This is a genomic window from Pseudoxanthomonas sp. CF125 (assembly GCF_900104085.1).
GTDB lineage: Bacteria > Pseudomonadota > Gammaproteobacteria > Xanthomonadales > Xanthomonadaceae > Pseudoxanthomonas_A.
Genome location: NZ_FNLD01000001.1, coordinates 1 through 24,544, shown reverse-complemented (window position 1 = coordinate 24,544; position 24,544 = coordinate 1). Strand labels below are relative to the sequence as shown.

The window sequence follows — 24,544 nt, the reverse complement described above, 5'->3', positions numbered from 1 at the left end:
CGACAGGAAAGAAACTCGATAAAAAAACCCATGTCCTCTCGGGCATGGGTCTTTTGTGGAACGAAGCAGAATCAATTGGCCGGCTGTTCCGGCGGCATCGGCCCGCGCGAGCCGCGATGCTCCATCCGCTTCGACTTGGCCGCATCCAGTTCGGCTCGGGTGAGCTTGCCGTCCTTGTCGGTATCGGCCTTGGCGAACCATTCATCGCTGCGCTGCTTGGCGCGGATCTCATGGTCGGCGCGGTCGATGAAACCGTCCTTGTTGGCGTCCATCTCATCGAAACGCGAAGCCAGCTTGCCTTCGCCGGCGGCCGCCTCGGTGCGGCTGATACGGCCGTCCTTGTCGGTATCCAGTTTGGCCATCGCTTCGCGCCTGTCTTCCCCGCGCGGACCATGGCCGTCCCCGCCATGTTTGCGGTCGCCGTGGCGCGGCATTTCTTCCTTGCTCAGCTTGCCGTCCTTGTTCTTGTCCAGCTCGTCGAACTTGCCGGCCAGGCGCGGGTGCTTGGCCGCTTCAGCGCGGTCCACGCTGCCATCGCCATTGGTATCGAGCTTGGCGCGGGGCGCCGGTTGCCCATCGGCTGCGGGAGCGCTGGAGGCGGGCGTGGTGGCGGCGAAGGCGGTGCCGGCGGCCAGCGCGGTCAGGACGGCGAGCGTGAGCAGAGTCTTGCGGGTCATGTGAATCTCCGGGAAGGCGTGGCGCGGTTCCGCCACTGCCAGGGTTAACGCCCGGACCCAACCCACGTTGACCGGATTACCCGCTTATTCATTTTGCAGACATTCGCAACCCACGCGATGCGCACCCCGCAGTATCCTGCCCCCTATGAACCACGCCCTGGCCCGTGCTGTTTCCATCTCCGGACACCCGATGGTGGCGCTGCCGTTGGCGGCCCTGGCGGTGACCGCGGCGCGCGGGCAATACCGGATCGCCCTGTGGATGGCGCTCGGATTCACCGCCTTCGCCGCGGTGGTAATGGCTTATTCGAGCTGGCAGGTGCGGCGCGGGCGCTGGTCGCATGTGGACGCCAGCGGCAAAAGCGAACGCAGGTCGTTGAATCGCTTTCTGCTGGTCGCTCTGCTGGCTTCCACCGCATGCGCGGCCTGGTTCGGCTTTTCCGCGCAGCTCACGCTGGGCCTGGCCTTGTCGGCGGCGATGGTAGCCACCGCCATGCTGACCTCGCGCTGGTGCAAGCTTTCGCTGCACATGGCGTTCGTGGTGTTCGCCGTTTTCCTGCTGCTGTTCGATGCTCCCTGGTGGGCGGGCCTTGCCGGGCTATGTTTCGCGGGCGCGGTGGCCTGGTCGCGTCTGGCTTTGCAGCGCCACGTGCCGCGCGACCTCATTGCCGGGGTTGCCATCGGTGCGCTCGCCGGAACAGCGTTCGCGCTGGCCGTCGTCGCCGGGGCGGTGTGAGCGATGGGCAACGATCCGCAACAACCGGCCGACGACCTGCGCCTGTTCCATACCGGCGAGCATCCCTGCGGCTACTGGGAAGACCGGACCGCGCGCGATCTGGTCCTGGACCCACGCGATCCGCGTCTGGCGTCCTTCTATCCTGTCGCGCTGAGCTGGGGTTTCCGCCGCTCCGGCGATCTGGTCTACCGGCCGCATTGCGAAGGCTGCCGTGCCTGCGTGGCAGTGCGTATCCCGGTAATGGAATTCCTGCCCGACCGCAGCCAGCGGCGATGCGCGGCGCGCAACAAGGAAGTCGAAGCGCGCATCGTGCCCGCAGAACGCACCGACGAGCATCTGGCGCTGTATCGCCGCTACCTGGCCGCGCGCCATCGCGACGGCGGCATGGACGACCACGGCGCGGTGGAGTTCGAACAGTTCCTGGTGGGCAGCTGGTCGCAAGGGCGCTTCCTGGAACTGCGCGAACACGGCAAGCTCATCGCCGTGGCCGTCACCGACATCACTCCGGAAGCCTTTTCGGCCGTCTACACCTTCTTCGACCCCGATCTGGAAAAGCGCAGCCTGGGCACCCTGGCGATCCTGCGCCAACTGGAGTGGGCAAGACGCGAGTCGCGCCGCCATCTGTACCTGGGCTATTGGATACAGGGCCATAGGAAAATGGACTACAAGCGTCGCTTCCAGCCCCTGGAAGCGTTCGACGGCCGCAATTGGAATCGGTCGCAGTTAACCGATTAAGAACATGGCGATCGGACTCTCGTGAGAGCATGGCGCGCCCGCGGGATCGTCAGTTGCCGATCTGCGAGGCAGGCGAGGCGGTTGTCCTCGTCCATTCAACCTCAAATCAAATGGAGCTTTACATGAAATTGAATGCCCTTTTCCTGGCCGCTGCGGCCACCCTGGCGCTGGCCGCCTGTAAGCCTGCCGACAAGCCAGCCGATGCTGCGCCTGCCGCCGATACCGCTGCCGCGCCTGCTGCCGATGCTGCTGCGCCGGCTGCGGACACGACCGCCGCCGCTCCGGCGGCTGCCGATACCGTCAACGCCAGCACCGGCGTGCCGGAATGCGACACCTACCTCGAGAAAGTCTATGCCTGCATCAGCGACAAGGTGCCGGAAGCCCAGCGCGACATGATGAAGCAGGGCATCGACCAGTCGAAGGCCAGCTGGTCCTCCGTCACCGACAAGACCGCGCTGGCCGCGCAGTGCAAGACCGCGATGGAGCAGGCCAAGACCAGCTTCGGCGCGATGGGTTGCACGTTCTGAGATCGACAGCGAGGGGCTGTGCCTCGTCGTTCGGCCCCTGAAGGCGCTCCGGGAAACCGGGGCGCTTTTTTTGTCGCCTCACCGACACGGGTGCATGTCAGAATCCGGCCATGCGCCTATTCCTGACTGCCCTGCTCATGCTCCCCATCCTCGCCGCCTGCGTGCACGTCAACGTGCATGGCGACCCTTCCGCTTATGCCACGGAGAAGAAAATCCGCGTCGCCACCTACAACACCTCGTTGTACTCGGACGAAGACGGCGGCTTGATCCGCGAGCTGGAAGGCGACAGCGCGCATGCGCGCAAGATCGCGGCGGTACTGCAACGGGTGCGGCCGGACCTAGTGCTGTTGAACGAATTCGACTACGACGATGCGCACCGCGCCGCCGATCTTTTCCAGCAGCGTTACCTGCAGGTTGCGCAAGCCGGCGGCGGCGAAGCGCTGAAGTATCCCTACCGCTATCTGGCGCCGGTCAATACCGGCGTTCCCAGCGGCCTGGACCTGGACCGCAACGGGCAAGCCGGCGGCGAAGGCCGCAGTCGCGGCAACGATGCGTGGGGCTACGGGCTGCATCCAGGCCAATACGGCATGCTGGTGCTGTCGAAGTACCCCATAGACGCCGCTGCGGTGCGTACTTTCCAGAAATTGCGCTGGAGTGCGATGCCCGATGCATTGCGTCCGATCGATCCTGCCTCGCGCGGTTACTTCTATCCGGACGATATCTGGAGCCAGTTGCGGCTGTCTTCCAAATCGCATTGGGACGTGCCGGTGCGGACGCCGGGTGGCACTACCCATTTCCTGGTGTCGCACCCTACTCCGCCGGTATTCGACGGCCCGGAAGACCGCAACGGCAAGCGCAATCACGATGAAATCCGGTTGTGGTCGGAATATATCTCGCCCGGCGACAAGCCCTGGCTGTGCGACGACGCGGGGCGTTGCGGCGGCCTGGCCGGCAACGCGCGCTTCGTGATCGCCGGCGATCTGAACAACGATCCTATCGACGGCGATGGTTCGCACGAGGCGATCCTCGAACTGCTCGAACATCCGCGCGTGATGCGCCATGCCACCCCGCGAAGCGAGGGGGGCGCGGAGGTCGCGGCCGTCTACGCCGCGACAGGCATCGAGCATCGCGGATCGCCCGCGCATGTCACCGGAGATTTCGGCCCGAAAGCGGGCGCGATGCGGCTGGACTATGTCTTGCCGTCCACCGGCTTCGGTTTGATCGCAAGCGGAGTGTTCTGGCCGCCGTCAAGCAGCGAAGAGGCCAGGATCGCCGACGGCAGCGACCACCATCTGGTGTGGGTCGATCTGTCGATTGAATGAACGCGGCATCCATCCGCAACGACGTTATCCCAGCGAATGCCGGATGGCCGGTGTTTTACTTCCCGCTAGCTTGCCCCCGCTGGAATCCGAAAAGCCAGCCAGCAATCAATAGCCCATAGCAGGCGCCGCCTTGCGCGGCCCGAAGCCGAAACTGCCGTCGCTATGGGCCGAAACGATCATGCGCACCATGCTGCCGGGCACCATCAGCTCGGTGACCGACGACATGCCGTCGGCGGTCTGGGACTGCAGCGTCATTTCGATCAACGCGCCGGCGGTGTCGATTTCCTTGCACAGCACATGCACGCCGGCCGGCCCTTCGGCCAGGTACGGCTTGATGGCCTCGCCCAGCGCTTCCAGCGCCTGCGGGAAGAAAAACACCGCGTAACCTTCGCCTCCGTTCATGACTGTGTTCCTTCGGGTTCGAGTTCGATGGAAATCGCTTCGCAAGCTTGCCGCGCGATCTGCCGTGCTGCGTCCAGGGTATCGGCGCGGGCCAAGGTCACGCCGACGCGGCGATGGCCCTGCACCCGCGGTTTGCCGAACAATCGCAGCGCAGTATCCGGCGTCTGCAGGGCGGCTTCGATGTTGGAGAACACCGGCACGCCGTCGCCGTGCGCCAGCATCGCACAGGAGGCGGACGCGCCAAGCTGGCGTATCGCAGGAATCGGCAAACCCAGGATCGCCCGCGCATGCAGCGCGAATTCGCTCAGATCCTGCGAAACCAGCGTGACCAGGCCGGTATCGTGCGGGCGCGGCGACACTTCGCTGAACCACACTTCGTCGCCTTTCACAAACAGCTCCACGCCGAACAAACCCCAACCGCCCAGGTCGTCGGTGATCGTCTGCGCGATCTGCTGCGAACGCTGCAGCGCCAGCGGCGACATCGGTTGCGGCTGCCAACTTTCGCGGTAGTCACCGTCCTTCTGCCAGTGCCCGATGGGATCGCAGAACGAAGTGCCGCCGGCATGGCGCACGGTCAGCAGGGTGATCTCGTAATCGAAGTCGATGAAGCCTTCCACGATCACCCGGCCCGCGCCGGCACGGCCGCCGGTTTGCGCGTATTCCCAGGCCGCATCGATATCGGATTCAGCGCGCAAGGTGCTCTGGCCCTTGCCCGACGAGGACATCACCGGCTTGACCACGCACGGCAGGCCGATGGCGGCCACGGCCTGGCGGTAGTCGGCATGCGTGTCTACAAAACGGTACGGAGAGGTCGGCAGCCCCAGGGTTTCAGCAGCCAACCTGCGGATGCCTTCGCGGTCCATGGTCAGGCGCGCTGCGCGCGCCGTGGGGACAATACGGATGGGGGCCGCGCGCAGGCCTTCTTCGGCCTCCAGCTCCACCAGGGTCTGGGTATGGATGGCCTCGATTTCCGGCACTATCAGGTGCGGTTTCTCCAGTGCGATCAGCGCGCGGAGCGCAGCGGGATCCAGCATGTCCAGCACATGCGAACGATGCGCCACCTGCATTGCCGGGGCGTCGGCGTAACGGTCGGCGGCGATGACCTCCACCCCGAAACGCTGCAGTTCCAATGCGACCTCCTTGCCCAGCTCTCCCGATCCGAGTAGCAGAACGCGGGTGGCGTGCGGAGAAAGCGGGGTGCCGAGAGTGGTCATGCGGGGGTTCCGGACGGAGGAGCCGCCATTTTAGCGACCCCCTCTCCGGCTGTCGGCGACTTGTTGACATTTGATATCACTTTGATATCTTCACCATGAACCCCGAGGACACCGCCATGAAAGAAAATCCGCTCCGTTCGCTTCCCGGCATTCCCTTCCTGCTCGGCGTGCTGGTCGTCGCCATCCTGGCAGTCTGGCTGTTCATCAACGGCACCGGCCGTGGCGAAGCCCCGCCTAACCCGCTGCTGCTGATCGCTGGTCTGGTGACCGGTATCGTGGCGTTCTTGAGTCTGATCGGCCTGTACACCGTGCAGCCCAACCAGGCGGCGGTGGTCAGTCTGTTCGGCAAGTACATCGGCACGGTGAAGGACAATGGCCTACGCTGGAACAACCCCTTCTATGCCACCAAGAAAGTTTCCCAACGCGTGCGCAACTTCGAGAGCGGCAAGCTCAAAGTCAACGAACTGGACGGCAGCCCCATCGAAATCGCCGCAGTGATCGTCTGGCAGGTGGTGGATTCGGCCGAGGCCGTCTACAACGTCGACGACTACGAAAGCTTCGTGCACATCCAGTCCGAGTCGGCCCTGCGCACCATGGCCACCAGCTATCCCTACGACCAGCACGAGGACGGCCAGCTTGCCCTGCGCAGCCATGCCGCCGAGGTTTCCAAGCACCTGCTGGACGAGTTACAGGACCGCCTGGCCGATGCCGGCGTACAGGTGCTGGACGCACGCATCAGCCACCTGGCCTATGCGCCCGAAATCGCCCAGGCCATGTTGCAGCGCCAGCAGGCCAACGCAGTGGTCGCCGCGCGTACCCGCATCGTGTTCGGTGCGGTCAGCATGGTGGAGATGGCCCTGGACGAGCTGCAGAAGAAAGGCGTGGTCCAGCTGGACGAAGAGCGCAAGGCGCAAATGGTCAGCAACCTGCTGGTGGTGCTGTGCAGCGAGCGCGGGTCGCAGCCTATCGTCAACGCCGGCACGCTGTACTGAGCCGGCGGGCCGGACCGGATCGTGGCAGAGAAAAAAGCCTATCCCCTGCGCATCAGCGCCGACGTACTGAACGCGGCGCAGCGCTGGGCCGATGACGACCTGCGTTCGTTGAATGCGCAGATCGAATACGTGTTGCGAGACGCGCTACGCAAGGCCGGGCGGTTGCCCAAAGTCAGCGAAGACAAGAAGGAGACGAAGTAATGAGTATCCGCTGGAGCTATCACGTCGCCGAGATCAAGGTGCAGATGTTCGGACGCTCGGTGACCGAGCGCGTGCAGGAAGAGTTGACCCGGCTGGGGCAGCAGGGTTGGGAACTGGTGTCGATGTCGCATGCCGAAGCCATGGACGCCGTGCGCCTGGTGCTGAAGAAGCCCGCCTGATTGGCCGCTACCAGTAAGGAGTGCGCTGTGCTGCATGTAAGACGACTGATTGAAAGCCGCTTTCCGGGCAAGTCCCGGTCCCTGGTGCCTGTTCTGCTTGGCGCGTCGGCCGCACTGCTTGGCGCCGGCGCGATGCTGTTGCTGCGGTGAGCGCGCGCATGCTTGAGCCGCACCTGCAGCTGGTGCCGCCCGGCAAGCAGCCACGGCTTTGGATGTTCTGCCTGTGCGTGCTGCTGCCGGTGCTGGTCACCCTTGCGGCCTTGCTCGCGGTCAAGAGCGGCGACACGCATTGGGACTTCGCCGGCGGCGATCCGATCCTGGTGGGCGCGGCGATCGTCGGCGCCGAGGCGCTGTTGATGTCGGTCGTCTGGGCGCTTCTGGACAGGGCCATGCATCGGCATCGGCTGACGCTTTCTGCCGACTCTTTGGAAGTGAAGACCAGCTTCTACTCGCGGGTCGTTCCGTTGCCGGAGCTGAGGCTGGATGAGGCGCGGGTGATCGACCTGGACGAGCGCACGGAGTTCAAGCCGGGAGTGAAGACCAACGGCTATTCGGTGCCAGGCTTTCACAGCGGCCACTTCCGCCTGCGCAACCGCGAAAAAGCATTCGTCGCCATCGCCGGAGAACGCCGTGCGCTGTGGTTGCCCACCGCCCACAGCACCGGCCTGCTGCTGCAGCCGCAGCAACCCGACGCCCTGCTCAACCGATTGCGCGAACTGGCGACAAATCCGCTGCGCCGCTAAGCTGGGCCGATGCGCGGCCAGCCCCGAATCCTGATAAATACCCCGGAAGTGGAACTCTGGCCCGCCGGCCTGCTGCGCGCGCGCAGCAACGCCGATGCGCGGGCGCTGTCGCGGGCCGGGCATGTGCTGCGGCGCAAGCGCGACGGCCGCTATCTGGCGGCCGCGCTGCCGGAAGGCATGCTGTCGCTGTCGCCGCGCTGGGCGCACGAACCGGGCGTGGAAGCCGCGCTCGACGCGCTCGACGGCCTGCGCACCGATCGCGGTTTCGATATCGACGCCTCGGGCGAACTGCCGCTGGACCGGTTGATAGAGCGCTTGGACTATCTGGGCCTGGACGAAAGCTACGGCGAGCAGGTCGGGCTTGAACTGGTGCCGGAACCCGCCGCCCTTGCCTTCGCAGGATTCGACCGCTACCGGCGTCCACTATGGCTCACCGCGCGTGCGGCGCGCGCGTGGGAAGCCATGCGACACGCGGCGGGCGGCGACGGGGTCGTGCTCGAGGCCATTTCCGGCTATCGCAGCCACCATTACCAACTGGGCATCTTCGAACGCAAACTCGCGCGCGGACAGACGGTGGAACATATCCTCACTGTGAACGCCGCGCCCGGCTACAGCGAGCATCACAGCGGCAATGCGTTGGATATCGGCACTCCCGGCGAAGCTCCCGCGGAAGAATCGTTCGAGGACACGGCTGCGTTCGCTTGGCTGACAGCGAATGCAGAAACTTTCGGTTTCCTCATGAGCTATCCACGCGACAATCCCCACGGCATCATCTACGAACCCTGGCACTGGCGTTACCGGTAGGTCGGGGCTACGCCCCCGACGCGCTTTCATCCAAGACCAATCGCGTCGGGGGCGTAGCCCCGACCTACGGAATCCACATGACCAATCTCGCTTCGCTGCAAAACCACCAGATACGCCTGGCCAATCGCCCGGTCGGCATGACCACGCGCGAGAACTGGCAGTTCACCACCGAAGCGGTGGCCGAGCCGGTCGAGGGCGGCGTGCTGGTGAAGACGCTTTCGCTGTCGCTGGATCCTGCGATGCGCGGCTGGATGAACGAGGGCAAGTCGTACATCGCGCCGGTGGAAATCGGCGAGGTGATGCGCGCGGGTGGCATCGGCAAGGTGGTGGCTTCCAAGCACGAGAGCTTCGCGGCCGGCGACCTGGTGACCGGAGGCTTGGGCGTGCAGGAATACCGCCAGTTCGCGCCCGCCGAAATCAAGCGCCACGGCATCAGCAAGATCGACCTGCGCATGGGAACCATCACCCAATGGCTCAACGTGCTGGGCATGCCGGGCATGACCGGCTACTTCGGCCTGATGGACGTGGGTCAACCGAAGGAAGGCGATGTGGTGGTGGTCTCGGGCGCTTCGGGCGCAGTGGGCCAGACCGTAGGCCAACTGGCCAGGATCAAGGGATGCCGGGTGGTCGGCATCGCCGGCGGCAAGGCCAAGTGCGACTTCGTAGTGGACGAAATGGGCTTCGACGCCTGCATCGACTACAAGAACGAAGACGTGCGCGCCGGTCTGAAGACGCATTGCCCCGACGGCATCGACATCTACTTCGACAACGTGGGCGGCGAAATCCTGGATCACGTGCTGGCGCGTCTGCGCCGCAAGGCGCGCATCGTCATCTGCGGGGCGGTTTCCCAGTACAACAGCGCCACCGGCGTGCAGGGACCGAAGAACTACCTGTCGCTATTGGTCAATCGCGCGCGCATGGAGGGAATCGTGGTGTTCGATTACGCCGACCGTTATCCGGTCGCCATCGCCGAGCTTGCGGGTTACCTGAAGGACGGCCGCATGAAATCGCGCGAGGACGTGGTGGTTGGCCTTGAGACTTTCCCGGAATCGCTGGTAAAACTCTTCACTGGCGAGAACTTCGGCAAGCTGGTGCTGCAAGTCGCATCGGAATAACGCGCGAATCCAATCTCTGAATATGTAAACCCGTTCGTGGTGAGCTTGTCGAACCACGCTTTTCGAGGAAAAACGACTTCCTACCTACTGAGATACCTCGCCAAGAGCGTGGTTCGACAAGCTCACCACGAACGGTGCCAATGTTCACGCACTTGTTCGGCGATTATTTGAATCAATCCTGAGAACGCTTGGTCGGCGTCTTCGCCTCGGCGGCGAAATCGGCGATGCGCCACAGGTACTGGCTGGCGTAGGTACGGTACGGACCCCAGCGCTCTCCGCGCGCCAGCAATTCCTTCGGCGTCGGCATCGTTTCCAGTTTGTCCACGCGCTGGGCGCCCTTGCGGATGCCCAGATCGTCCACCGGCAGCACATCGGGACGGCCCAGGCGGAACATCAGCATCATTTCCACAGTCCAGCGGCCGATTCCCCGCACCGGCACCAGCGCGGCGACGATATCGTCCTGATGCATCGTGGACATCTGCCGCAGATTGGGGATTTCCCCATTGGCTTCGCGGGCCGCCAGATCGCGCAAGGCGAGGGTCTTGTTGCCGGAGACGCCACAGGCGCGCAAGGCCGCATCGTCGATGCGCCCCAGCGTGTCGGAATGCAGCCGGGCGCTGCCGATGGCAGCCTCCAGGCGGCCCACGATGGTCGAGGCCGCCTTGCCGCTGAGCTGCTGATACAGGATCGCGCGGGCCAGAGCGTCGACCGGGTCGAACGGCTTGCGCCAGCCCGGCTGCGGCTCCAGGTAGCCGACGCGCTTCATCCACGCGCCCAGCTTGCGGTCGCGCTTGCTCAGATGATCGAAGGCTTCCCGGGTATCGAACCCCCGGGCGTGACGGGGCATGCGGGCGGACCTCAGCGACGGATCGCGTCGAGCGCCCACAACAGCCAGCCCAGCATCAAACCGATGCCGCCCACCGGCGCCAGTTTGGCATTGATCTGCGTCAGCGCCGCCAAGGCCAGGCTGCCCGAAAACAGCAGTGTGCCTATCAGCAACAGATAGAGGCCCGCACGCCCCAGCGACCGGGAGGTGCCGGCGGCAAGCGCGGCAAGCGCGATGCCGTGACCGAACGCGTACAACGCGGCGGTCTGCAGATTGGATTGCGCGTGCGCGTCGGCCACGCCATGGGCGGCGTAGGCGCCTAGCGCGACGGCGAGCGCGGCGAACAGGGCGCCGGAAAAAGCGAGCAAGGAGGGTTTGCGTTGACGACGGTCGTAATGCAACAAAGCAGCGGCCTCTTCAGGAAGCGGCGTCCTGGCCGATGACAGCGGATACTCCGAAATGCAACGCGCCGCAAAAGCGGCGCGTTACCCCCAAACCGCGCGCGGACCGGAGTCCGCGACGCGTTTATCGCTTATCGCCTGGCGTCACCAGGCGTGCTCCTACGAGTTTGTTCTTACTTGATGGCCCAATAGACATCGAACGCGCCATCGGCGGTGAACGCCTGATCCACGCCGCCCTTCCAGGATTCGTAAGGACGGTCGGCGACTTCGTAGCCATTGGTCATCGCCCAGGCGCGCAGCGAATTACGCACGGCGTCCAGTTCTGCCATGTAGCCCGTGTAATTGGCCGAAGCGGCCCTGTGCGCTTCGACATGTACGTACTCGACCGGCGTACCGGAAACCGAAACCTTCAGCGGACCAGCCGAAGCAGTGGTCGCGGCCGGCGGCGTGATCGGCGGCTCCTTGGCCTTGTCGCCACTGGCCGGTTTCGAAGCGGCGCCGCTGCGCTTGCGCACCGGTTGGGCCACGTCGAAGGCGTACTTTTCGGTACCGAAATCGGTGGTGATGATGCGCACCGGACCGGCGGCCTCCAGGCCGTTGGATTCCATCACGCGCTTGATCCACTCCTGGTTGGCCTTGATCGACGCTTTGATGACTTCGTTGTTGCGGTCGATGTTGCCGGCCTTGACCACCAGCAGGTCTTCGGCGGGAAGCTCGACCACCTTGAGGCCGGTCAGCTTGGAGCCTTCGATGCGGTAGTCGAAATTGGGCACGGTGGCCAGCATGTTGGTCAGCTTGGACAAGCTGGCCTTGACCGAATCGCCGACGTGGCGGCTGACGTACATGCCGTTGAAACGGCCGAGCAGGTTCCAGCCGTAGCTGACGTCGTAAGTCTGGGTGACTTTCACGTTGCGGCCGTTCTTGCCGGCCGGCTCAAGAGTGAAGACGGTCTTCTTGTCGCCGCCGGGACTGCGGTCTTCGATGGCGTACCCCACCTTGCCGCCACCGGTGCCGGCCGGAGCCTCGCTCTCGGTGATTTCCCAATGGCCCTTGCCCCAGCGCTTGTCGGCCGAGTTGAAATCGACGCGCGCGCCGACGCCGGTATGGCCTTCGCCGCCGCCGCTGTAGGTCAGCTCGGAAACCTTGCTGGGCATCAGCAGGTTCCAGTCCTTCAGCCGGCGGACGTTGTTGATGGTGTCGAACACGATAGTCATGCGTCGGTTGGTCTCGGTGCTATCCACCAAGTGACGCTTGGAAGGCAGCACCAGGCCGACCACCAGGAATAGCGCAAGAACAAGCGCCAGTGCAATCAGGAACTCGAGCAAACGGGTCATTCAGCAGTCTCCGGGGGCCGATCCCTTGGCCAGTGAAATAGGTGCAGGGCGCATCCTAGCAGGCTTGACGGATTCGGTCAGCCCGTCGGTGCATCGGCGGGCGCTGCGTTGCAGCGCAACGGAAGCTTCACTCACGGCGGAAAACAGCGAAAACCGCAGAATCGGACAGGGGGCGACCCGCCCTGTCCTGCCGGCTTTCCGGTTCAGACCAGCTGAAGTTCGAATGCCTTGAGCACGGCCCGGGTGCGATCGCGTACGCCCAGTTTGGACAGGATATTGGAGACGTGGTTCTTGATCGTGCCCTCGGCCACGCCCAGGGAATTGGCGATCTCCTTGTTGGAGAAGCCGCTGGCCATCAGGCGCAGGATCTCGGTTTCCCGGTCGGTCAGCGGATCGGGGCGGTCCAGGCTGACGAACTCGTTGCGCATGTGCTCCAGGCCCGACAGCAGACGCTGGGTCACCGCCGGCTGCACCAGCGAACCGCCCGAAGCCACGGTGCGGATCGCGCCCACCAGCTGTTCCAGCGAGACGTCCTTCAGCAGATAGCCCTTGGCCCCCGCCTTCAGCCCCGCCAGCACCAGCTGGTCGTCGTCGAAAGTGGTGAGGATGATCGCCGGCGGCAGCTGGTGCGCGGCGGCCAGGGCCTGCAAGGCTTCCAGCCCGGACATCACCGGCATGCGCATGTCCATCAGCACCACGTCGGGTTTGATCTGGGGAATAAGCTCCACCGCCTGACGGCCGTCGGCGGCCTCGGCCACTACCTCGATGCCGTCGTCCAATCCCAACAGGGAGCGGATGCCCTCCCTCACCAGCGTTTGGTCGTCGACCAGGCAGACACGGATCATGCGGTACCTCCGGTAAGGGGCTCTGGGCGAAGCTCCAGGGCAAGGGGTTCGGTCGTCTCGACAGGAACTTGCAGGCACAGGCGGAAACCGCCGCCCGCGCGGGATTCGATGGTCATGTTGCCGCCATGCTGGCGCAGGCGTTCGCGCATGCCGCGCAGGCCATTGCCGGCGATCACCACATCCGCGCCCTGCCCGTCGTCGTGGGCGTTGATCACGATCTGGCCGCCGTCGCGCCGGCAATGGATCCAGAGATTGCGTGCGCCGGCATGGCGTACGGCATTGGTGATGATCTCCTGGGTGCAGCGCAGCAGCACATGGGCCCGTTCGGCATCGTCCAGGGTCAGCGGTTCTTCGATATTCATGTGTATGGCCAGCGCCGGCACCCGTTCGGTCAGCAGCAGCAGCGCGCCCCCCAGGTCGATGGCGTCGCCCTCGCGCAATTGGCTGACCACCTCGCGCACGTCGGTCAGCAAGAGCTTGGCCAGGGTGTGGGCCTGCTTGACGTGCTCCAGCGCGCGGCCCTCGGTCATGTGGCCGGCGACTTCCAGATTCAGGCTGAGCGCGGTCAGGTGATGGCCCAGCAAGTCGTGCAGTTCGCGGGAAATGCGGGTGCGTTCGTTCACCCGGGCGCTTTCGGCCAGCAGCATGCGGGTGGCGCGCAACTCCGCGTTGAGCCTGCGCTGCTCGTCCCGCGCCTGCGCCTGCTGCCGCGCCACATACGCGGTAACCAGCACGAATGCGGAAAATCCGACGTAGAAAGTCGACTGGAACAACGCTTCCCAGAAGCTGAAATCGTCGCGGGCCATGAACGAGGGCACCAGCGGGATATGGGCCAGCAGCAGCCACGCCACCGCCGCCCGCAGGCTGAGGATCCAGGGCAGCACCCCGGCCATGACCAGCAGCAGCATCGCGCTCAGTCCGGTCTGGGTGAAATAGCCCACCGCCACCGCCGCGGTCGTCAGCACCATCAGCAGGACGAAATTGCCACGGGTCGAGGCCAGCGTGTCCCGGGAACCCAGCGAACGGGTAGCCAGCCAGTAGCAGAGCCCGAAAGCCAAATAGGAAACGATGGTCATGGGCACGTTGATGCCCAGCCCCGTGGTCTCGTCCACACCGCGTGAAGGCGGCAGAAACCAAACGTTCAGGATGATCGGGATGCCCACCAGCGCCCACGTGTACAGACCGGCTGCACGCAGGAGACGGGTGTGGCTGAGTCGATTCAACATCCATCCATCTTAGGCCGATTGCCCGGCGCCCACCCTGACCGAAAGTCATGTATGCGGTTCCGGGGCCGCCCCGCGCCATGCCGCGCATGCGATAATCCGGCCCGGTGGCTCGCGGCCACCCGTACCATCTCCCCGGAGCGAGTTGAATGTCGATTGTCATCCGCGACGTGCGCGAGCACGAGCTGGATTCCGTCCTAGCCCTGAACAACAACGCCGGACTGGCGATCCTGCCGCTGGATTCGGCCAGGCTGCACCGTTTCCACGAGCAGGCCGAATATTTCCGCGTCGCCGAACGCGACGGCAACCTGGCCGGCTTTCTGGTCGGTTTCGGAGCCGATTCGGACCACGACAGCAGCAACTTCGCCTGGTTCCGCGAACGCTATCCGAAATTCTTCTACATCGACCGCATCGTGGTGGCCAGCCGCCGCCGCGGCGGCGGCGTGGGCCGCGCCTTCTATGCCGACGTGCAGAGCTACGCCGAATTGAGATACCCGCAGCTGGCCTGCGAAGTATTCCTGGACCACGGCGCCGACCCGGCGCTGCTGTTCCACGGCAGCTTCGGCTTCAAGGAAGTAGGCCAGAACCAGATGCCCGATGCCGGCGTACGCGCCAGCATGCTGATGAAGGAATTGTGCAGCTACCCCTGGGTGCGCGAGACCTATGGCGACGCCCTGCCCGACCTGCCCTGGGCACGCAGCCGCCTGATCGTGGCGGCGGCCGAAAGGTCCACCGGAACATGAGCCTGACTTCATGAGCGCGACCTCAGCGAACCTGGACTACGAGCAGGCCGGCGAACTCAAGATCGGCCAGGTAGGCATCGCCAATCTGCGCGTGCGCACCCTGGACGTGGCCCAGCTGTCGCGCGAAATGCGCGAACGCGTCGACCGCGCGCCGAAGTTGTTCGGCCGCGCCCCGGTCATTGTCGATTTCGGCGGGCTGGCGCAAATGCCGGACGTCGCCACCGCCCAGGCACTGATGGAAGGACTACGCGGTGCGGGCGTGCTGCCGGTCGGCCTTTCCTATGGCACGCGCGAAACCGAACAACTGGCCGAACAGCTGGGCTTGCCGCTGCTGGCCAAATTCCGTGCGCAATACGAACCCGTCGCTGCCGCCGCGCCCGCCGCTGCAGCGCCTGCGCGCCGGGAAAACGCCCCGGCCGAACCCGCCCCGGCAAAGGCCGCCAAAGCCGCTACCGCTGCCGCCAGCCCGGGACTGGTGCAGAAGACGCCCGTGCGTTCCGGCCAGCAGCTGTACGCCGAGAATCGCGACCTCACCGTGCTCAGCACGGTCGGCGCCGGCGCCGAAGTCATCGCCGACGGCTCCATCCACATCTACGGCACCTTGCGCGGCCGCGCGCTGGCCGGCGCGCAGGGCAACACCGACGCGCGCATTTTCTGCCGCGAATTCCATGCCGAACTGGTGGCCATCGCCGGCCACTACAAAGTGCTGGAAGACGTACCCAAGGAGCTGCGCGGCAAACCGGTGCAGGTGTGGCTCGAAAAAGAACAACTCATGATCGCCGCCCAGTAAGCGCCGCGGCGTTACCCATACCAAGAACAAGAAGAAAGGAGATACACCATTGGCTGAAATAATCGTAGTCACTTCCGGCAAGGGCGGCGTAGGCAAGACCACCACCAGCGCAAGCATCGCCTGCGGCCTTGCGCGCCGCGGCAAGAAAGTCGCAGTCATCGATTTCGACGTGGGCTTGCGCAACCTGGACCTGATCATGGGCTGCGAGCGCCGGGTGGTGTACGACTTCGTCAACGTCACCCAGGGCGAGGCCACGCTGAAGCAGGCGCTGATCAAGGACAAACGTTTCGACACGCTGTTCATCCTGGCCGCTTCGCAGACCCGCGACAAAGACGCGCTGACCAAGGAAGGCGTGGAAAAAGTGCTGAAGGACCTGGACGCCGACGGCTTCGACTATATCGTCTGCGATTCGCCGGCCGGCATCGAGAAAGGCGCCTACCTGGCCATGTATTTCGCCGATACCGCCGTGGTGGTGGTGAATCCGGAAGTCTCCAGCGTCCGCGACTCCGACCGCATCCTGGGCCTGCTGGATTCCAAGACCCGCAAGGCCGAGAACGGCGAGACACTGAAACCCTACCTGTTGTTGACCCGCTACAGCCCCTCGCGCGTGGAAGGCGGCGAGATGCTGAGCATCAAGGACGTCGAGGAAGTGCTGGGTCTGAAGACGATCGGCGTCATCCCCGAATCGGGCGATGTGCTCAACGCCTCCAACAAGGGCGAACCGGTCATCCTGGAACTGGAATCCCAAGCCGGCCAGGCCTACGACGACGCCGTGGGCAGGCTGCTGGGCGAAGAACGTCCGCTGCGCTTCACTACCGTGGAGAAAAAGGGTTTCTTCAATAAGCTGTTCGGAGGTTGAGCATGGGACTGTTCGATTTCCTCAAGCCGAAAAAAGAAACCGCCTCCATCGCCAGGGACCGCCTGCGCATCATCGTGGCGCAGGAACGCACCACCCGCGGCGGGCCGGACTATCTGCCCATGCTGCAGCGCGAACTGCTGGAAGTGATCAAGAAGTACGTCAACGTCGATGCCGATGCGGTCAACGTGAAGCTGATCAAGGAAGGCGAGCACGACGTGCTGGACATCTCGGTGTCGCTGCAGGAAGGCCACGCCTGAGCCTTCCGTAGGAGCGGGCCCTGCCCGCGACCGCTCTTTGTCGAAAGAATAGCGCCAAGAGCGGTCGCGGGCAGGGCCCGCTCCTACAGTCATCCTATGAGTTCCGTTCTCGCCAGCGCCGCTCCTCTTCCCGAAGTGTTGCGGGTCGCCGACCTGCCGCTCGAAGATCTTGTGGCCCTGCTCGCCCGTCACCAGCTGGAGTTTCATGCGGTTGAAGACGGGCTCTCCATCCCCGGCAGCTTCTGGGGCGACCCGGAAGCCGGCGTGATCGGCAGCAGCGTATACGCGCGTGGCGACACGCCGGTGCATTCGCTGTTGCACGAAGCCTGCCACCTGATCGTGCTGCCGCCCGAACGCCGGGCGCTGGTGCATACCGACGCCACCGATTCGGACATCGAGGAAGACGCCACCTGCTACCTGCAGATCGTGCTTGCGGACGATCTGCCCGGCGTGGGTCGCGAGCGCCTGATGGCGGACATGGATGCATGGGGCTATTCGTTCCGGCTGGGCAGCACGCGGGCGTGGTTCGAGCGCGACGCGGAAGATGCACGCGCATGGCTGATGGAACGCAACCTGCTTCCAGCTTGAGCGAAGCGCGTGGGAGCGGCGTCCCGCCGCGAGTTCTTCGCCGCTACCGTAGGTCGGGGCTACGCCCCCGACGCGTGGATCCGGCATAGCCCAACCAAGAGCTCGCGGCGAGACGCCGCTCCCACCTCACCTCTGCACATTCCATGCCGCTCCTGTACGGCCAATATCAGGCAAACTGACGAGCATGGTTCCGCAAACCCATCCAGACAATGACGCTGAAGACCGGCAAGGCCTGCAGATCATTTCCCGCGGCGCCAATCGTTTGTGCGCGCGCGATCCTGGCGACCCTTCGCATTGCCTTAAGTTCGAGCTGCCTTCCAGCGAACGAACGCGCGTCGGCGCGCGGCAACGCATGCGGCGCTGGCTGGCCGTCCGCTTCCCCCGCTTCGGCGAAAACGAAACCGAATTGCGCGCCTATCGGAAACTCCGCGCGCGACTGGGCCCCGACACCGACGTCTATCTCGCCGCTTGCCATGACCTGGTAGACACGCCCCACGGAAGAGCGTTGCGCTGCGACTGCATATTGCTTGACGACGGAACGCCAGCGCCCAGCCTGTACCACTACCTTTTCACCGAATCGCGTTATTCGGCGGAAGTACTCTGCGCCGCGGTCGATGTTTTCGAAGCATGGCTGATCCGCCACCAGATCCCGCTATTCGATCTCAACGCGGGAAATTTCGTAGTGCTTCCGCACGGCGACCAGGCCAGGCTGGTCTGCATCGACACCAAATCGATATTGAGCGGCAAGGAGATCCTGCCGTTCTCGCGCTGGTCGCCAAGCCTGATGCGCCGCAAGATCGAACGCCGCGCCCAACGGCTGCGCCAGCGCATCCGCGCCGCGCTGGGCGAAGCGCAATGAAGCAGAGCCGATCCCACCACCGTTTGTAGGAGCGGGCGGTTTGCTCTGCGGATCAGCGCAAGCTGTATCCGGATACCCGCCAGGTCTTGTCTTCGTCCAGATGGAACGAAACCAGTTCGCGCACGGCCTGCGGCGAACTGGCGAACTTGGTGGCGTAGACCACATTGACGTAATTGCCGGCAGGCACTTGCCCGCCCGCCGGATAAAGGGCGCGGGTGACCGCCACCTGTTTGCGCTCGGTAACGGCACCGAGCTTCTGCCGGTCCAGCGCGATCTGTTTGACGAACTCATCCATGCCTACTGCGCCTTTCGCAACCGGGGAAGCGCCCGCCCAGACCTCGGCGGTCTTGTTCTGGTCCACCAGCTGCACGACCTGCGCTGCGGCTTTGCTCATCTCCGCATCCTGGCGGGCGACCTGTGCCTGCTGCTCGGGCGTCAGTTTCTGCTGCGCAGCCTGCGGATTCTGGGCAGGCGCGCGCGCCGGCTGCTGTGCGGAAGCCGCCCCGGCGAAAGCCAGCAGCAGCGAAGCGAGTACGAACTTCGAAGTTTTCATATGCTGTTCCTGATATTGAGTGCCTGTGGGCGTCCGCTAGTCTAGACCAGCGGACCCTGCGCCACAGTCGAAGATGCTCAGCGAGCCGAGCTGGCGGCGACCTGGATTTCGACCCGGCGATTGGGGGCCAGGCAGGCGATCAACGCATCGCGCGCCTGATCCTCGCAATCCTTGACCGGTTCCCTTTCGCCACGGCCTTCGGCGGTGATGGCCGAAGCCGTCACGCCGCGGTCGACCAGGAACTCACGAACCGTCTGCGCGCGCCGTTGCGACAACACCTGGTTGGAAGCATCGCTGCCGATGCGGTCGGTATGGCCCACGATTCTGATCGCCGCGTCGTCGGCTTCTTTTAGCTGGGTGGCGATTGCAGCCAGCTCTTCGCGGCCCCTGGGCAGGATGTCCTCGGCGCCGTATTTGGCGAACGCGAACAAGGCATCGGCCGACAGGTTGAACGTGCGCTCCTTCGGTTCCGCTGCTACCGGCACTGGTTCGGCCAGAAGGTCGGCACAGGATGCCGGCGCCCAATGGAAGGTCTGGGCGATGTAGTCCTTGTCGTAGACGACCTTGTACTGGCAGGTGATGACTTCGTCGCCCTTGCGGAAGTGGAAAAGATAGTCCCACTCGCGCACGCCGACGTAGCCTTCATGAAAATGCGGCCGGCCCAGTAGTTGATACAGCTGGTCCTTGGTCATACCCGGTCCCACCAGGCGCAGATCGCCCAGATTGGGGAAGGTGCCGCCCTTGAGCACGATGTGCGCGGGATCCGGAAAAATCACTTCGCCGGCCACGCCTTGCGGGCTGATGTCGCGGCTGACGTGGCGGGTGCCGCAGGCGGACAGCGCGAACGCGGCGCCTACCGCCAGCAGAACCATGCTGCAGATTTTGAGTTGGTGCTTCATGTGTATTCCCCTTCGAATTTAGTGGATGGCTTTTGTCGGGCGGTATCGGTGCGTGCCCTTCCGCGAAGGAAGGGCACGCAGCCAGTCACCACTGGATGCCTGCACCGACGGAGAAGCCCCAATCGCGCGAGGTGTTGCCGCTGGCCGATGCCTTGTAGACGTAGCGGCCGTTCTCGGTGATGCCCGACAGGCCGAAGGCCATGCCGTATTCGCCCTGGTAGCCACCGAAGCCCACCGACAGCATGCTCTTGCCCGGCAGGTAGGCCTGTGGCAGGCCCGCCATGGCCATCGCCGAGGAAGTCGCGCCGCGGTAGTTGCGTTCCATCGTCCACACATCGTTGTCCAACTGGGCCAGCCGGCTGTCGGTGTAGGCGTTGGACTGCTCGATGGCGTAGTTGACGCCGCCCTGCAACTGGCTGACGTTGACCGCATCGGTAGCGGCGATGCCCGGCGCTACGCCGGTGATGGTGCGCCCGCCGATGTTCACTTCGCCAGTGGAGGTGCTGCTGCCCACATACGCGGCGTTGTAGTTGGTCTGCGCGCCCACCGTGGTGGCCGAGCCCGCGCCCAGCGCCACGCTGTTGCCGTGGGTGGCCGAAGCGTTGTTACCCAGGGCGGTGCTGTTGGTGGCCGAGGCGGTGGAACCGGTACCGATCGCCGTGCTGTTGTTGCCGCTGGCGTTGCTCTGATTGCCCACCGCCAGCGCGTTGTTGCCGCCGGCCGCCGCACCGTTGCCACCGGCCGAGGAGTTGGTCCCCGTCGGCAGCGGCTTGACGATCGGGCCTTCCTGACTGACCTGGAACATGCCATCGCCGCCGTTCTGCACGGCGGTGATGTCGCCGGTGATGTTGTTCACCGTATCGGTCAGGTTGGTGATGTCGCCCTGGATATCGACGATGTCGCCCTGGATGTCGGTGATATCGCCCTCGATGGTGGTGACACGGTTGTCCAGATTGGTGATGGCGTTGTTGATGGCGGTGTTATCGACAGTGATGCTGTTGAGGCCTGCCGTCAGCTGGTCCACGTTGACCGCATCGGTACCGGCGATACCCGGTGCCACACCGGTGATGGTGCGCCCGCCGACGTTGACTTCGCCGGTGGAGTTGCTGCTGCCCACATAGGCGGCGTTGTAACCGGTCTGCGCGCCGACCGTGGTGGCCGAACCCGAACCCAGCGCCACGCTGTTGGCGTGGGTGACCGTGGCGCCCGCGCCCAGGGCCAGGCCGTTATCGGCGGCAACGCTGGCGCCGTTGCCGATAGCCGTGCTGTCGGTTCCGTTGACTACCGCGCCATTGCCTTGGGCGATGGCGTTGTCGCCGGTGGCCGAGGCGCCGGTACCCACTGCGATGCTGTTGCTGCCGACGGCCAGTGCGCCGTCGCCCGCCGCATAACCGCCGTCGCCGCTGGCGACGGTGTTGGGACCGATGGCCACCGAGTTCAAACCGCCAGCGATGGAATCCGGATCGGTCGAGTTGGCGTGGAAGTACATGATGCCGCCGCCGCTGACGATGCTGTTGATCGCCAGGTTGGTCGCATACAGCTGCGAGCCATTGATGGCGTCGGTGCTGGTGGCGCTGATCTGACCGGCCGCCACATTGGTGATCTGGCGCTCGGCACCGGCGCTGCCCACGCTGACCACACCCACCGGGGCGATACCCTGGAAGTTGTAGGTCGTACCGCGGATAACCACGCTTGGGGTTGCGACCGCCGTGGAAGTCACGGCGCCCGCACCCAGAGCCACGCTGTTGGCGTCCGCGGCCGTGGCTCCCGAACCGATGGCCACCGAAGAATCCCCGCTCGCCGCAGCATTCACGCCAGCCGCCAGCGCGTTGATGCCGGTGGCCCCGTTGTTGTTGTAGTTGCCGCCCGTCACGCCGTTGTCGTTGACGCTGTAGTAATGCGTTGCATTGGCGGTCACCGTATCGGCCACCGCTCTCAACTGACGGACGTTGACCGCATCGGTGTCTTGCGTACCGCCCGCCACGTTGATGATCTGGCGCTCACGTCCGGCCTGTCCCACCGACACCGCACCTTCGTTCGATGCGACCGCTGCATTGGAGAACAGCTCGGTCGCACCGCCCATGCCGACACGGTCGGCAATCGCCGCGCGGCCAAGGGCTACGCCATTGAATGCGGTGGCTTGCGAGCCGAAGCCCATGGCGACGCCACCTTCCGCGCTGGCGTTCGCCTGCCGTCCGATACCCACCGCGTAATCTGCCGTCGCCTGGGCCGTTTGTCCCAAGGCGACTGTGGAGAACCCTGTCGACTGCGTGGCATCGCCAATCGCTATCGCGCCATTGCCGGCGGAATTGGATGCGCCGCCGATGGCGATACCCAGCCGAACAGAAGCGCTGCTTCCTACACCGATCGCAATGGTGTGCTGCTCCGTAGAGGAACTGCCGTTGCCGATCGCCACGGCGTTGATCCCAGCGGCTTCGGCTCCCACGCCCGCGGCGAAGCTGCTATCGCCGCTCGCAACGGCGCCCACGCCCGCCGCCAGCGCATTGATGCCGGTCGCGCCGTCGTTGTTGTAGTTTCCTCCCTGCACGCCGTTGTCGTTGACGCTGTAGTAGTGGGTTGCGTTGGCGTCGATCTCGGTGCTGAGGTTCTCGATGGACTGGTTGGTCGCATACAGCTGCGAACCGTTGATCGCGTCGGTCGAGGTATCCGAAATCCGACCGGCCGCGACATTGGTGATGGTGCGCTCCGCACCCACCGTACCGACGCTGACCGTACTGGTCGGCGTGGTGCCTGCGAAGTTGTAGGTCGTTCCGTCGATCACGGTGCTGGGCGTGGCGACAGCGACAGCCGTCACCGAGCCCGCTCCCAATGCAACATCGTTGGTGTTGGTGGCTACCGCAAGGCTGCCCAGCGCAGTCGAGTTTATGCCCGCGGCGTTGGCAGCCGCGCCGACTGCCGTGGCTGCGACATTCGTCGCCAAGGCGCCCGAACCTACTGCAGTCGAGACGCGACCCGAAGCGATAGTGCCTTCGCCAAGCGCCGCACTGCCGCCGCCGGAAGCGTTGGCGCCGGTACCGAACGCGGCATCGGAGGTGTTGGTCGCGCGCGAACCGTTACCGTACGCCGACGAGTTGACGCCCTGCGCCTGCGCATCGTTGCCCACAGCCGTTGCGCCCTGTTCGGTAGCTCTGGAACTCACGCCGATGGCGATATTGTTGTCCTGGGGACCGCCTACGCTGGCGGCTTGTGCGTCGAGACCGATGGCGATGGAACGCGTACCCGTCGCCTGGGCGCCATTGCCGGCGGCCAAACCGTCGGTATTGGTGGCAATCGAGTTCATCCCGATAGCTACCGAATTGATACCCGTGGCGCCATCGTTGTCGTAGTTGCCGCCTTGCACGCCGTTGTCGTTGACGCTGTAGTAGTGGATGGCGTTCGCATCGACCTCGTTGCTGAGGTTCTCGATCGACTGGTTGGTCGCATACAGCTGCGAACCGTTGATCGCATCGGTCGAGGTATCCGAAATCCGACCGGCCGCGACATTGGTGATGGTGCGTTCGGCACCCACCGCACCCACGCTGACCGTGCTGGTGGCGGTCGTGCCGGCGAAGTTGTAGGTCGTGCCGTCGATGGTCACGTTCGGCGTATTGACTACCGCATCGGTCACCGAGCCATTGCCCAGCGCCACATCGCCCGCGTTGTTGGCGCTGGCGTTGTAGCCCAGCGCGGTCGAACCGGCCGCACCACTGGCGCTTGCGCCCACCAGCACCGAGTTGGCGCCGCTGTCCACCGTGCCACGGCCGATGGCCACCGAATCCACGAATTGCGCCGCCGCACCCGAGCCGAGGGCAGTGCTGCCGGCGTCGCCTGCGAAGGCACCGGAGCCCACGGCAACCGAACTGGCGCCAAGGGCGTTCGACGAGAAGCCGATGGCGGTGGCAGTCGCTCCGCTGGCAATCGAGGCCGACCCTATCGCCACGGCTGCGTTGCCGGAAGCATCCGCGCTCCAGCCGATCGCATTGGACTGCAGGCCCGACGAAGTGGCGTTGTGGCCGAGCGCGGTCGAACTGTCTCCCGCAGCCGCCGCACCGATACCCGCCGCCATCGCATTGCCGCCGGTGGCGCCATCGTTGTTGTAGTTGCCGCCGGCCACGCCGTTGTCGTTGACGCTGTAGTAGTGGATGGCGTTCGCATCGACTTCGTTGCTTAGGTTCTCGATGGACTGGTTGGTCGCATACAGCTGCGAGCCGTTGATCGCGTCGGTCGAGGTGTCGGAGATCCGGCCGGCCGCCACGTTGGTGATGGTGCGCTCGGTACCGACGCCCCCCACGCTGACGGTGCTGGTCGGCGCGGTGCCGGCAAAGTTGTAGACCGTGCCGTCGATGGTCGTGTTGGTGGTCGCCACCGTCGCCGCCGTCACCGAACCCGAACCCAGCGCCACATCGCCCGCGCTCGTCGCGGCAATCGCACCGTCGCCAAGCGCGACATTGCCCGCCATACCGGCAGCGCCGGCGGTCGAGCCGTTGCCGAGTGCCACGCTGCCCTGTCCGATCGCCCGGTTGTTGTTGCCGATCGCCACCGCACCATTGGCCTGGTTGGCGGCCGTGGCCGTCGCCGTGCCATCGCTGTTGGCGATGTTGTTCGCACCGCCGACGAAAGCGCCGGTGCCGCTGGCGTAGCTGGGATCGCCTATCGCCACCGCACCATCGCCGAAGGCGGTATTGGAGCGGCCGATCGCCACTGCGCCGCCCGCGGCGGTGCC

Annotated in this window: 26 protein-coding genes and 1 pseudogene; 16 read left to right on the top strand and 11 right to left on the bottom strand. The window is 64.9% G+C overall.

Translation table 11 applies throughout. The features are described from left to right. Nucleotides 1–71 precede the first annotated feature (71 nt). The gene (locus BLR66_RS00135; RefSeq protein ID WP_093279632.1) at nt 72–677 is read right to left on the bottom strand and encodes an EF-hand domain-containing protein; all 606 of its coding nucleotides are present in this window, start codon (nt 675–677) and stop codon (nt 72–74) included. A 145-nt stretch (nt 678–822) separates the two neighbouring features. Between BLR66_RS00135 and BLR66_RS00130 the strand changes: the two genes are divergently transcribed. The 4 genes and pseudogenes from BLR66_RS00130 to BLR66_RS00115 form a co-directional block, all read left to right on the top strand. After that, the gene (locus BLR66_RS00130; protein ID WP_093279631.1) at nt 823–1,410 is read left to right on the top strand and encodes a hypothetical protein; all 588 of its coding nucleotides are present in this window, start codon (nt 823–825) and stop codon (nt 1,408–1,410) included. A gap of 3 nt (nt 1,411–1,413) precedes the next feature. After that, a complete protein-coding gene (locus tag BLR66_RS00125; protein ID WP_093279630.1) occupies nt 1,414–2,145 on the top strand; it encodes an arginyltransferase in 732 nt (243 codons plus the stop codon). A gap of 122 nt (nt 2,146–2,267) precedes the next feature. After that, a complete protein-coding gene (locus BLR66_RS00120; RefSeq protein ID WP_093279629.1) occupies nt 2,268–2,672 on the top strand; it encodes a hypothetical protein in 405 nt (134 codons plus the stop codon). A 209-nt stretch (nt 2,673–2,881) separates the two neighbouring features. After that, a pseudogene (locus BLR66_RS00115) lies at nt 2,882–3,994 on the top strand (endonuclease/exonuclease/phosphatase family protein); the annotation flags it as partial. Between the two features lie 105 nt (nt 3,995–4,099). Here the strand turns inward: BLR66_RS00115 and BLR66_RS00110 are convergent. Both BLR66_RS00110 and purT read right to left on the bottom strand, forming a co-directional pair. Continuing rightward, nucleotides 4,100–4,396: a hypothetical protein gene (locus BLR66_RS00110; protein WP_093279627.1), complete on the bottom strand. Its 297-nt coding sequence runs from the start codon at nt 4,394–4,396 to the stop codon at nt 4,100–4,102. After that, complete coding sequence (gene purT, locus BLR66_RS00105) at nt 4,393–5,610, bottom strand: formate-dependent phosphoribosylglycinamide formyltransferase (protein WP_093279626.1); 1,218 nt, start codon at nt 5,608–5,610, stop codon at nt 4,393–4,395. Before purT ends, BLR66_RS00110 begins: the two co-directional genes overlap by 4 nt. A gap of 116 nt (nt 5,611–5,726) precedes the next feature. Here purT and BLR66_RS00100 point away from each other — a divergent pair, with 116 nt between their 5' ends. The 6 genes from BLR66_RS00100 (at nt 5,727) to BLR66_RS00075 (ending at nt 9,644) form a co-directional block, all read left to right on the top strand. Further along, on the top strand, nt 5,727–6,602 hold the full coding sequence (locus BLR66_RS00100) for an SPFH domain-containing protein (RefSeq protein WP_093284038.1): 876 nt from the start codon (nt 5,727–5,729) through the stop codon (nt 6,600–6,602). Between the two features lie 21 nt (nt 6,603–6,623). Next, nucleotides 6,624–6,803 (top strand): type II toxin-antitoxin system antitoxin, encoded by a 180-nt coding sequence (locus tag BLR66_RS00095; protein WP_093279625.1) that lies wholly within the window; start codon nt 6,624–6,626, stop codon nt 6,801–6,803. After that, nucleotides 6,803–6,982: a DUF4177 domain-containing protein gene (locus BLR66_RS00090; RefSeq protein ID WP_093279624.1), complete on the top strand. Its 180-nt coding sequence runs from the start codon at nt 6,803–6,805 to the stop codon at nt 6,980–6,982. Before BLR66_RS00095 ends, BLR66_RS00090 begins: the two co-directional genes overlap by 1 nt. A 158-nt stretch (nt 6,983–7,140) precedes the next feature. Continuing rightward, nucleotides 7,141–7,725, top strand: a complete 585-nt coding sequence (locus tag BLR66_RS00085) for a PH domain-containing protein (RefSeq protein ID WP_093279623.1) — start codon at nt 7,141–7,143, stop codon at nt 7,723–7,725. A 9-nt stretch (nt 7,726–7,734) separates the two neighbouring features. Beyond that, nucleotides 7,735–8,529 carry a M15 family metallopeptidase gene (locus BLR66_RS00080; RefSeq protein WP_093279622.1) on the top strand — a complete coding sequence of 265 codons (795 nt, stop codon included), beginning with the start codon at nt 7,735–7,737 and terminating at the stop codon, nt 8,527–8,529. A gap of 77 nt (nt 8,530–8,606) precedes the next feature. Continuing rightward, complete coding sequence (locus BLR66_RS00075) at nt 8,607–9,644, top strand: NADP-dependent oxidoreductase (RefSeq protein WP_093279621.1); 1,038 nt, start codon at nt 8,607–8,609, stop codon at nt 9,642–9,644. A 172-nt stretch (nt 9,645–9,816) separates the two neighbouring features. Here the strand turns inward: BLR66_RS00075 and BLR66_RS00070 are convergent, their stop codons facing one another. The 5 genes from BLR66_RS00070 to BLR66_RS00050 form a co-directional block, all read right to left on the bottom strand. Beyond that, nucleotides 9,817–10,491, bottom strand: a complete 675-nt coding sequence (locus BLR66_RS00070) for a DNA-3-methyladenine glycosylase family protein (protein WP_093279620.1) — start codon at nt 10,489–10,491, stop codon at nt 9,817–9,819. 11 nt (nt 10,492–10,502) lie between these two features. Continuing rightward, nucleotides 10,503–10,874 (bottom strand): DUF423 domain-containing protein, encoded by a 372-nt coding sequence (locus tag BLR66_RS00065; protein ID WP_093279619.1) that lies wholly within the window; start codon nt 10,872–10,874, stop codon nt 10,503–10,505. A gap of 170 nt (nt 10,875–11,044) precedes the next feature. Beyond that, nucleotides 11,045–12,205: a polyketide cyclase gene (locus BLR66_RS00060; protein WP_093279618.1), complete on the bottom strand. Its 1,161-nt coding sequence runs from the start codon at nt 12,203–12,205 to the stop codon at nt 11,045–11,047. A gap of 203 nt (nt 12,206–12,408) precedes the next feature. Continuing rightward, nucleotides 12,409–13,050 (bottom strand): response regulator, encoded by a 642-nt coding sequence (locus BLR66_RS00055; protein ID WP_093279617.1) that lies wholly within the window; start codon nt 13,048–13,050, stop codon nt 12,409–12,411. Beyond that, nucleotides 13,047–14,276, bottom strand: coding sequence for a sensor histidine kinase (locus BLR66_RS00050; RefSeq protein ID WP_093279616.1), 1,230 nt, complete (start codon nt 14,274–14,276; stop codon nt 13,047–13,049). The genes BLR66_RS00055 and BLR66_RS00050 overlap by 4 nt, the downstream gene beginning before the upstream one ends. A 146-nt stretch (nt 14,277–14,422) precedes the next feature. On the opposite strand from BLR66_RS00050, the gene BLR66_RS00045 reads away from it, so the two are divergent. The 6 genes from BLR66_RS00045 (at nt 14,423) to BLR66_RS00020 (ending at nt 18,369) form a co-directional block, all read left to right on the top strand. Next, nucleotides 14,423–15,016, top strand: coding sequence for a GNAT family N-acetyltransferase (locus tag BLR66_RS00045; RefSeq protein ID WP_093279615.1), 594 nt, complete (start codon nt 14,423–14,425; stop codon nt 15,014–15,016). Nucleotides 15,017–15,026: 10 nt separating this feature from the next. Continuing rightward, nucleotides 15,027–15,806 carry a septum site-determining protein MinC gene (gene minC / locus BLR66_RS00040; protein WP_093279614.1) on the top strand — a complete coding sequence of 260 codons (780 nt, stop codon included), beginning with the start codon at nt 15,027–15,029 and terminating at the stop codon, nt 15,804–15,806. Nucleotides 15,807–15,855: 49 nt separating this feature from the next. Further along, the gene (minD, locus tag BLR66_RS00035) at nt 15,856–16,665 is read left to right on the top strand and encodes a septum site-determining protein MinD (protein ID WP_093279613.1); all 810 of its coding nucleotides are present in this window, start codon (nt 15,856–15,858) and stop codon (nt 16,663–16,665) included. A gap of 2 nt (nt 16,666–16,667) precedes the next feature. Then, nucleotides 16,668–16,922: a cell division topological specificity factor MinE gene (minE, locus tag BLR66_RS00030; protein WP_093279612.1), complete on the top strand. Its 255-nt coding sequence runs from the start codon at nt 16,668–16,670 to the stop codon at nt 16,920–16,922. Between the two features lie 96 nt (nt 16,923–17,018). Next, nucleotides 17,019–17,510, top strand: a complete 492-nt coding sequence (locus BLR66_RS00025; protein ID WP_093279611.1) for a hypothetical protein — start codon at nt 17,019–17,021, stop codon at nt 17,508–17,510. Between the two features lie 184 nt (nt 17,511–17,694). Then, a complete protein-coding gene (locus BLR66_RS00020; RefSeq protein ID WP_093279610.1) occupies nt 17,695–18,369 on the top strand; it encodes a YrbL family protein in 675 nt (224 codons plus the stop codon). Between the two features lie 52 nt (nt 18,370–18,421). Here BLR66_RS00020 and BLR66_RS00015 read toward each other — a convergent pair whose 3' ends face one another. The 3 genes from BLR66_RS00015 to BLR66_RS00005 all read right to left on the bottom strand — a co-directional run. Beyond that, complete coding sequence (locus tag BLR66_RS00015; protein WP_093279609.1) at nt 18,422–18,922, bottom strand: DUF4019 domain-containing protein; 501 nt, start codon at nt 18,920–18,922, stop codon at nt 18,422–18,424. A 77-nt stretch (nt 18,923–18,999) separates the two neighbouring features. Then, on the bottom strand, nt 19,000–19,821 hold the full coding sequence (locus tag BLR66_RS00010) for an OmpA family protein (protein WP_093279608.1): 822 nt from the start codon (nt 19,819–19,821) through the stop codon (nt 19,000–19,002). Nucleotides 19,822–19,906: 85 nt separating this feature from the next. Next, a partial coding sequence (locus BLR66_RS00005; protein WP_093279607.1) for a beta strand repeat-containing protein occupies nt 19,907–24,544 on the bottom strand: 4,638 nt, incomplete at its 5' end.

What these genes read in the sequence shown, in the direction of transcription:
- BLR66_RS00090 (WP_093279624.1), top strand. Translation starts at nt 6,803, where the DNA reads ATGAGTATCCGCTGGAGCTATCACGTCGCCGAGATCAAGGTGCAGATG.
- purT (WP_093279626.1), bottom strand. Translation starts at nt 5,610, where the DNA reads ATGACCACTCTCGGCACCCCGCTTTCTCCGCACGCCACCCGCGTTCTG.
- BLR66_RS00010 (WP_093279608.1), bottom strand. Translation starts at nt 19,821, where the DNA reads ATGAAGCACCAACTCAAAATCTGCAGCATGGTTCTGCTGGCGGTAGGC.
- BLR66_RS00100 (WP_093284038.1), top strand. Translation starts at nt 5,727, where the DNA reads ATGAAAGAAAATCCGCTCCGTTCGCTTCCCGGCATTCCCTTCCTGCTC.
- BLR66_RS00135 (WP_093279632.1), bottom strand. Translation starts at nt 677, where the DNA reads ATGACCCGCAAGACTCTGCTCACGCTCGCCGTCCTGACCGCGCTGGCC.
- BLR66_RS00060 (WP_093279618.1), bottom strand. Translation starts at nt 12,205, where the DNA reads ATGACCCGTTTGCTCGAGTTCCTGATTGCACTGGCGCTTGTTCTTGCG.
- BLR66_RS00080 (WP_093279622.1), top strand. Translation starts at nt 7,735, where the DNA reads ATGCGCGGCCAGCCCCGAATCCTGATAAATACCCCGGAAGTGGAACTC.
- BLR66_RS00130 (WP_093279631.1), top strand. Translation starts at nt 823, where the DNA reads ATGAACCACGCCCTGGCCCGTGCTGTTTCCATCTCCGGACACCCGATG.
- BLR66_RS00050 (WP_093279616.1), bottom strand. Translation starts at nt 14,276, where the DNA reads ATGTTGAATCGACTCAGCCACACCCGTCTCCTGCGTGCAGCCGGTCTG.
- BLR66_RS00120 (WP_093279629.1), top strand. Translation starts at nt 2,268, where the DNA reads ATGAAATTGAATGCCCTTTTCCTGGCCGCTGCGGCCACCCTGGCGCTG.
- BLR66_RS00045 (WP_093279615.1), top strand. Translation starts at nt 14,423, where the DNA reads ATGTCGATTGTCATCCGCGACGTGCGCGAGCACGAGCTGGATTCCGTC.
- minE (WP_093279612.1), top strand. Translation starts at nt 16,668, where the DNA reads ATGGGACTGTTCGATTTCCTCAAGCCGAAAAAAGAAACCGCCTCCATC.
- BLR66_RS00125 (WP_093279630.1), top strand. Translation starts at nt 1,414, where the DNA reads ATGGGCAACGATCCGCAACAACCGGCCGACGACCTGCGCCTGTTCCAT.
- BLR66_RS00020 (WP_093279610.1), top strand. Translation starts at nt 17,695, where the DNA reads ATGGTTCCGCAAACCCATCCAGACAATGACGCTGAAGACCGGCAAGGC.
- BLR66_RS00110 (WP_093279627.1), bottom strand. Translation starts at nt 4,396, where the DNA reads ATGAACGGAGGCGAAGGTTACGCGGTGTTTTTCTTCCCGCAGGCGCTG.
- BLR66_RS00085 (WP_093279623.1), top strand. Translation starts at nt 7,141, where the DNA reads ATGCTTGAGCCGCACCTGCAGCTGGTGCCGCCCGGCAAGCAGCCACGG.
- BLR66_RS00015 (WP_093279609.1), bottom strand. Translation starts at nt 18,922, where the DNA reads ATGAAAACTTCGAAGTTCGTACTCGCTTCGCTGCTGCTGGCTTTCGCC.
- BLR66_RS00055 (WP_093279617.1), bottom strand. Translation starts at nt 13,050, where the DNA reads ATGATCCGTGTCTGCCTGGTCGACGACCAAACGCTGGTGAGGGAGGGC.
- BLR66_RS00025 (WP_093279611.1), top strand. Translation starts at nt 17,019, where the DNA reads ATGAGTTCCGTTCTCGCCAGCGCCGCTCCTCTTCCCGAAGTGTTGCGG.
- BLR66_RS00070 (WP_093279620.1), bottom strand. Translation starts at nt 10,491, where the DNA reads ATGCCCCGTCACGCCCGGGGGTTCGATACCCGGGAAGCCTTCGATCAT.
- minC (WP_093279614.1), top strand. Translation starts at nt 15,027, where the DNA reads ATGAGCGCGACCTCAGCGAACCTGGACTACGAGCAGGCCGGCGAACTC.
- BLR66_RS00075 (WP_093279621.1), top strand. Translation starts at nt 8,607, where the DNA reads ATGACCAATCTCGCTTCGCTGCAAAACCACCAGATACGCCTGGCCAAT.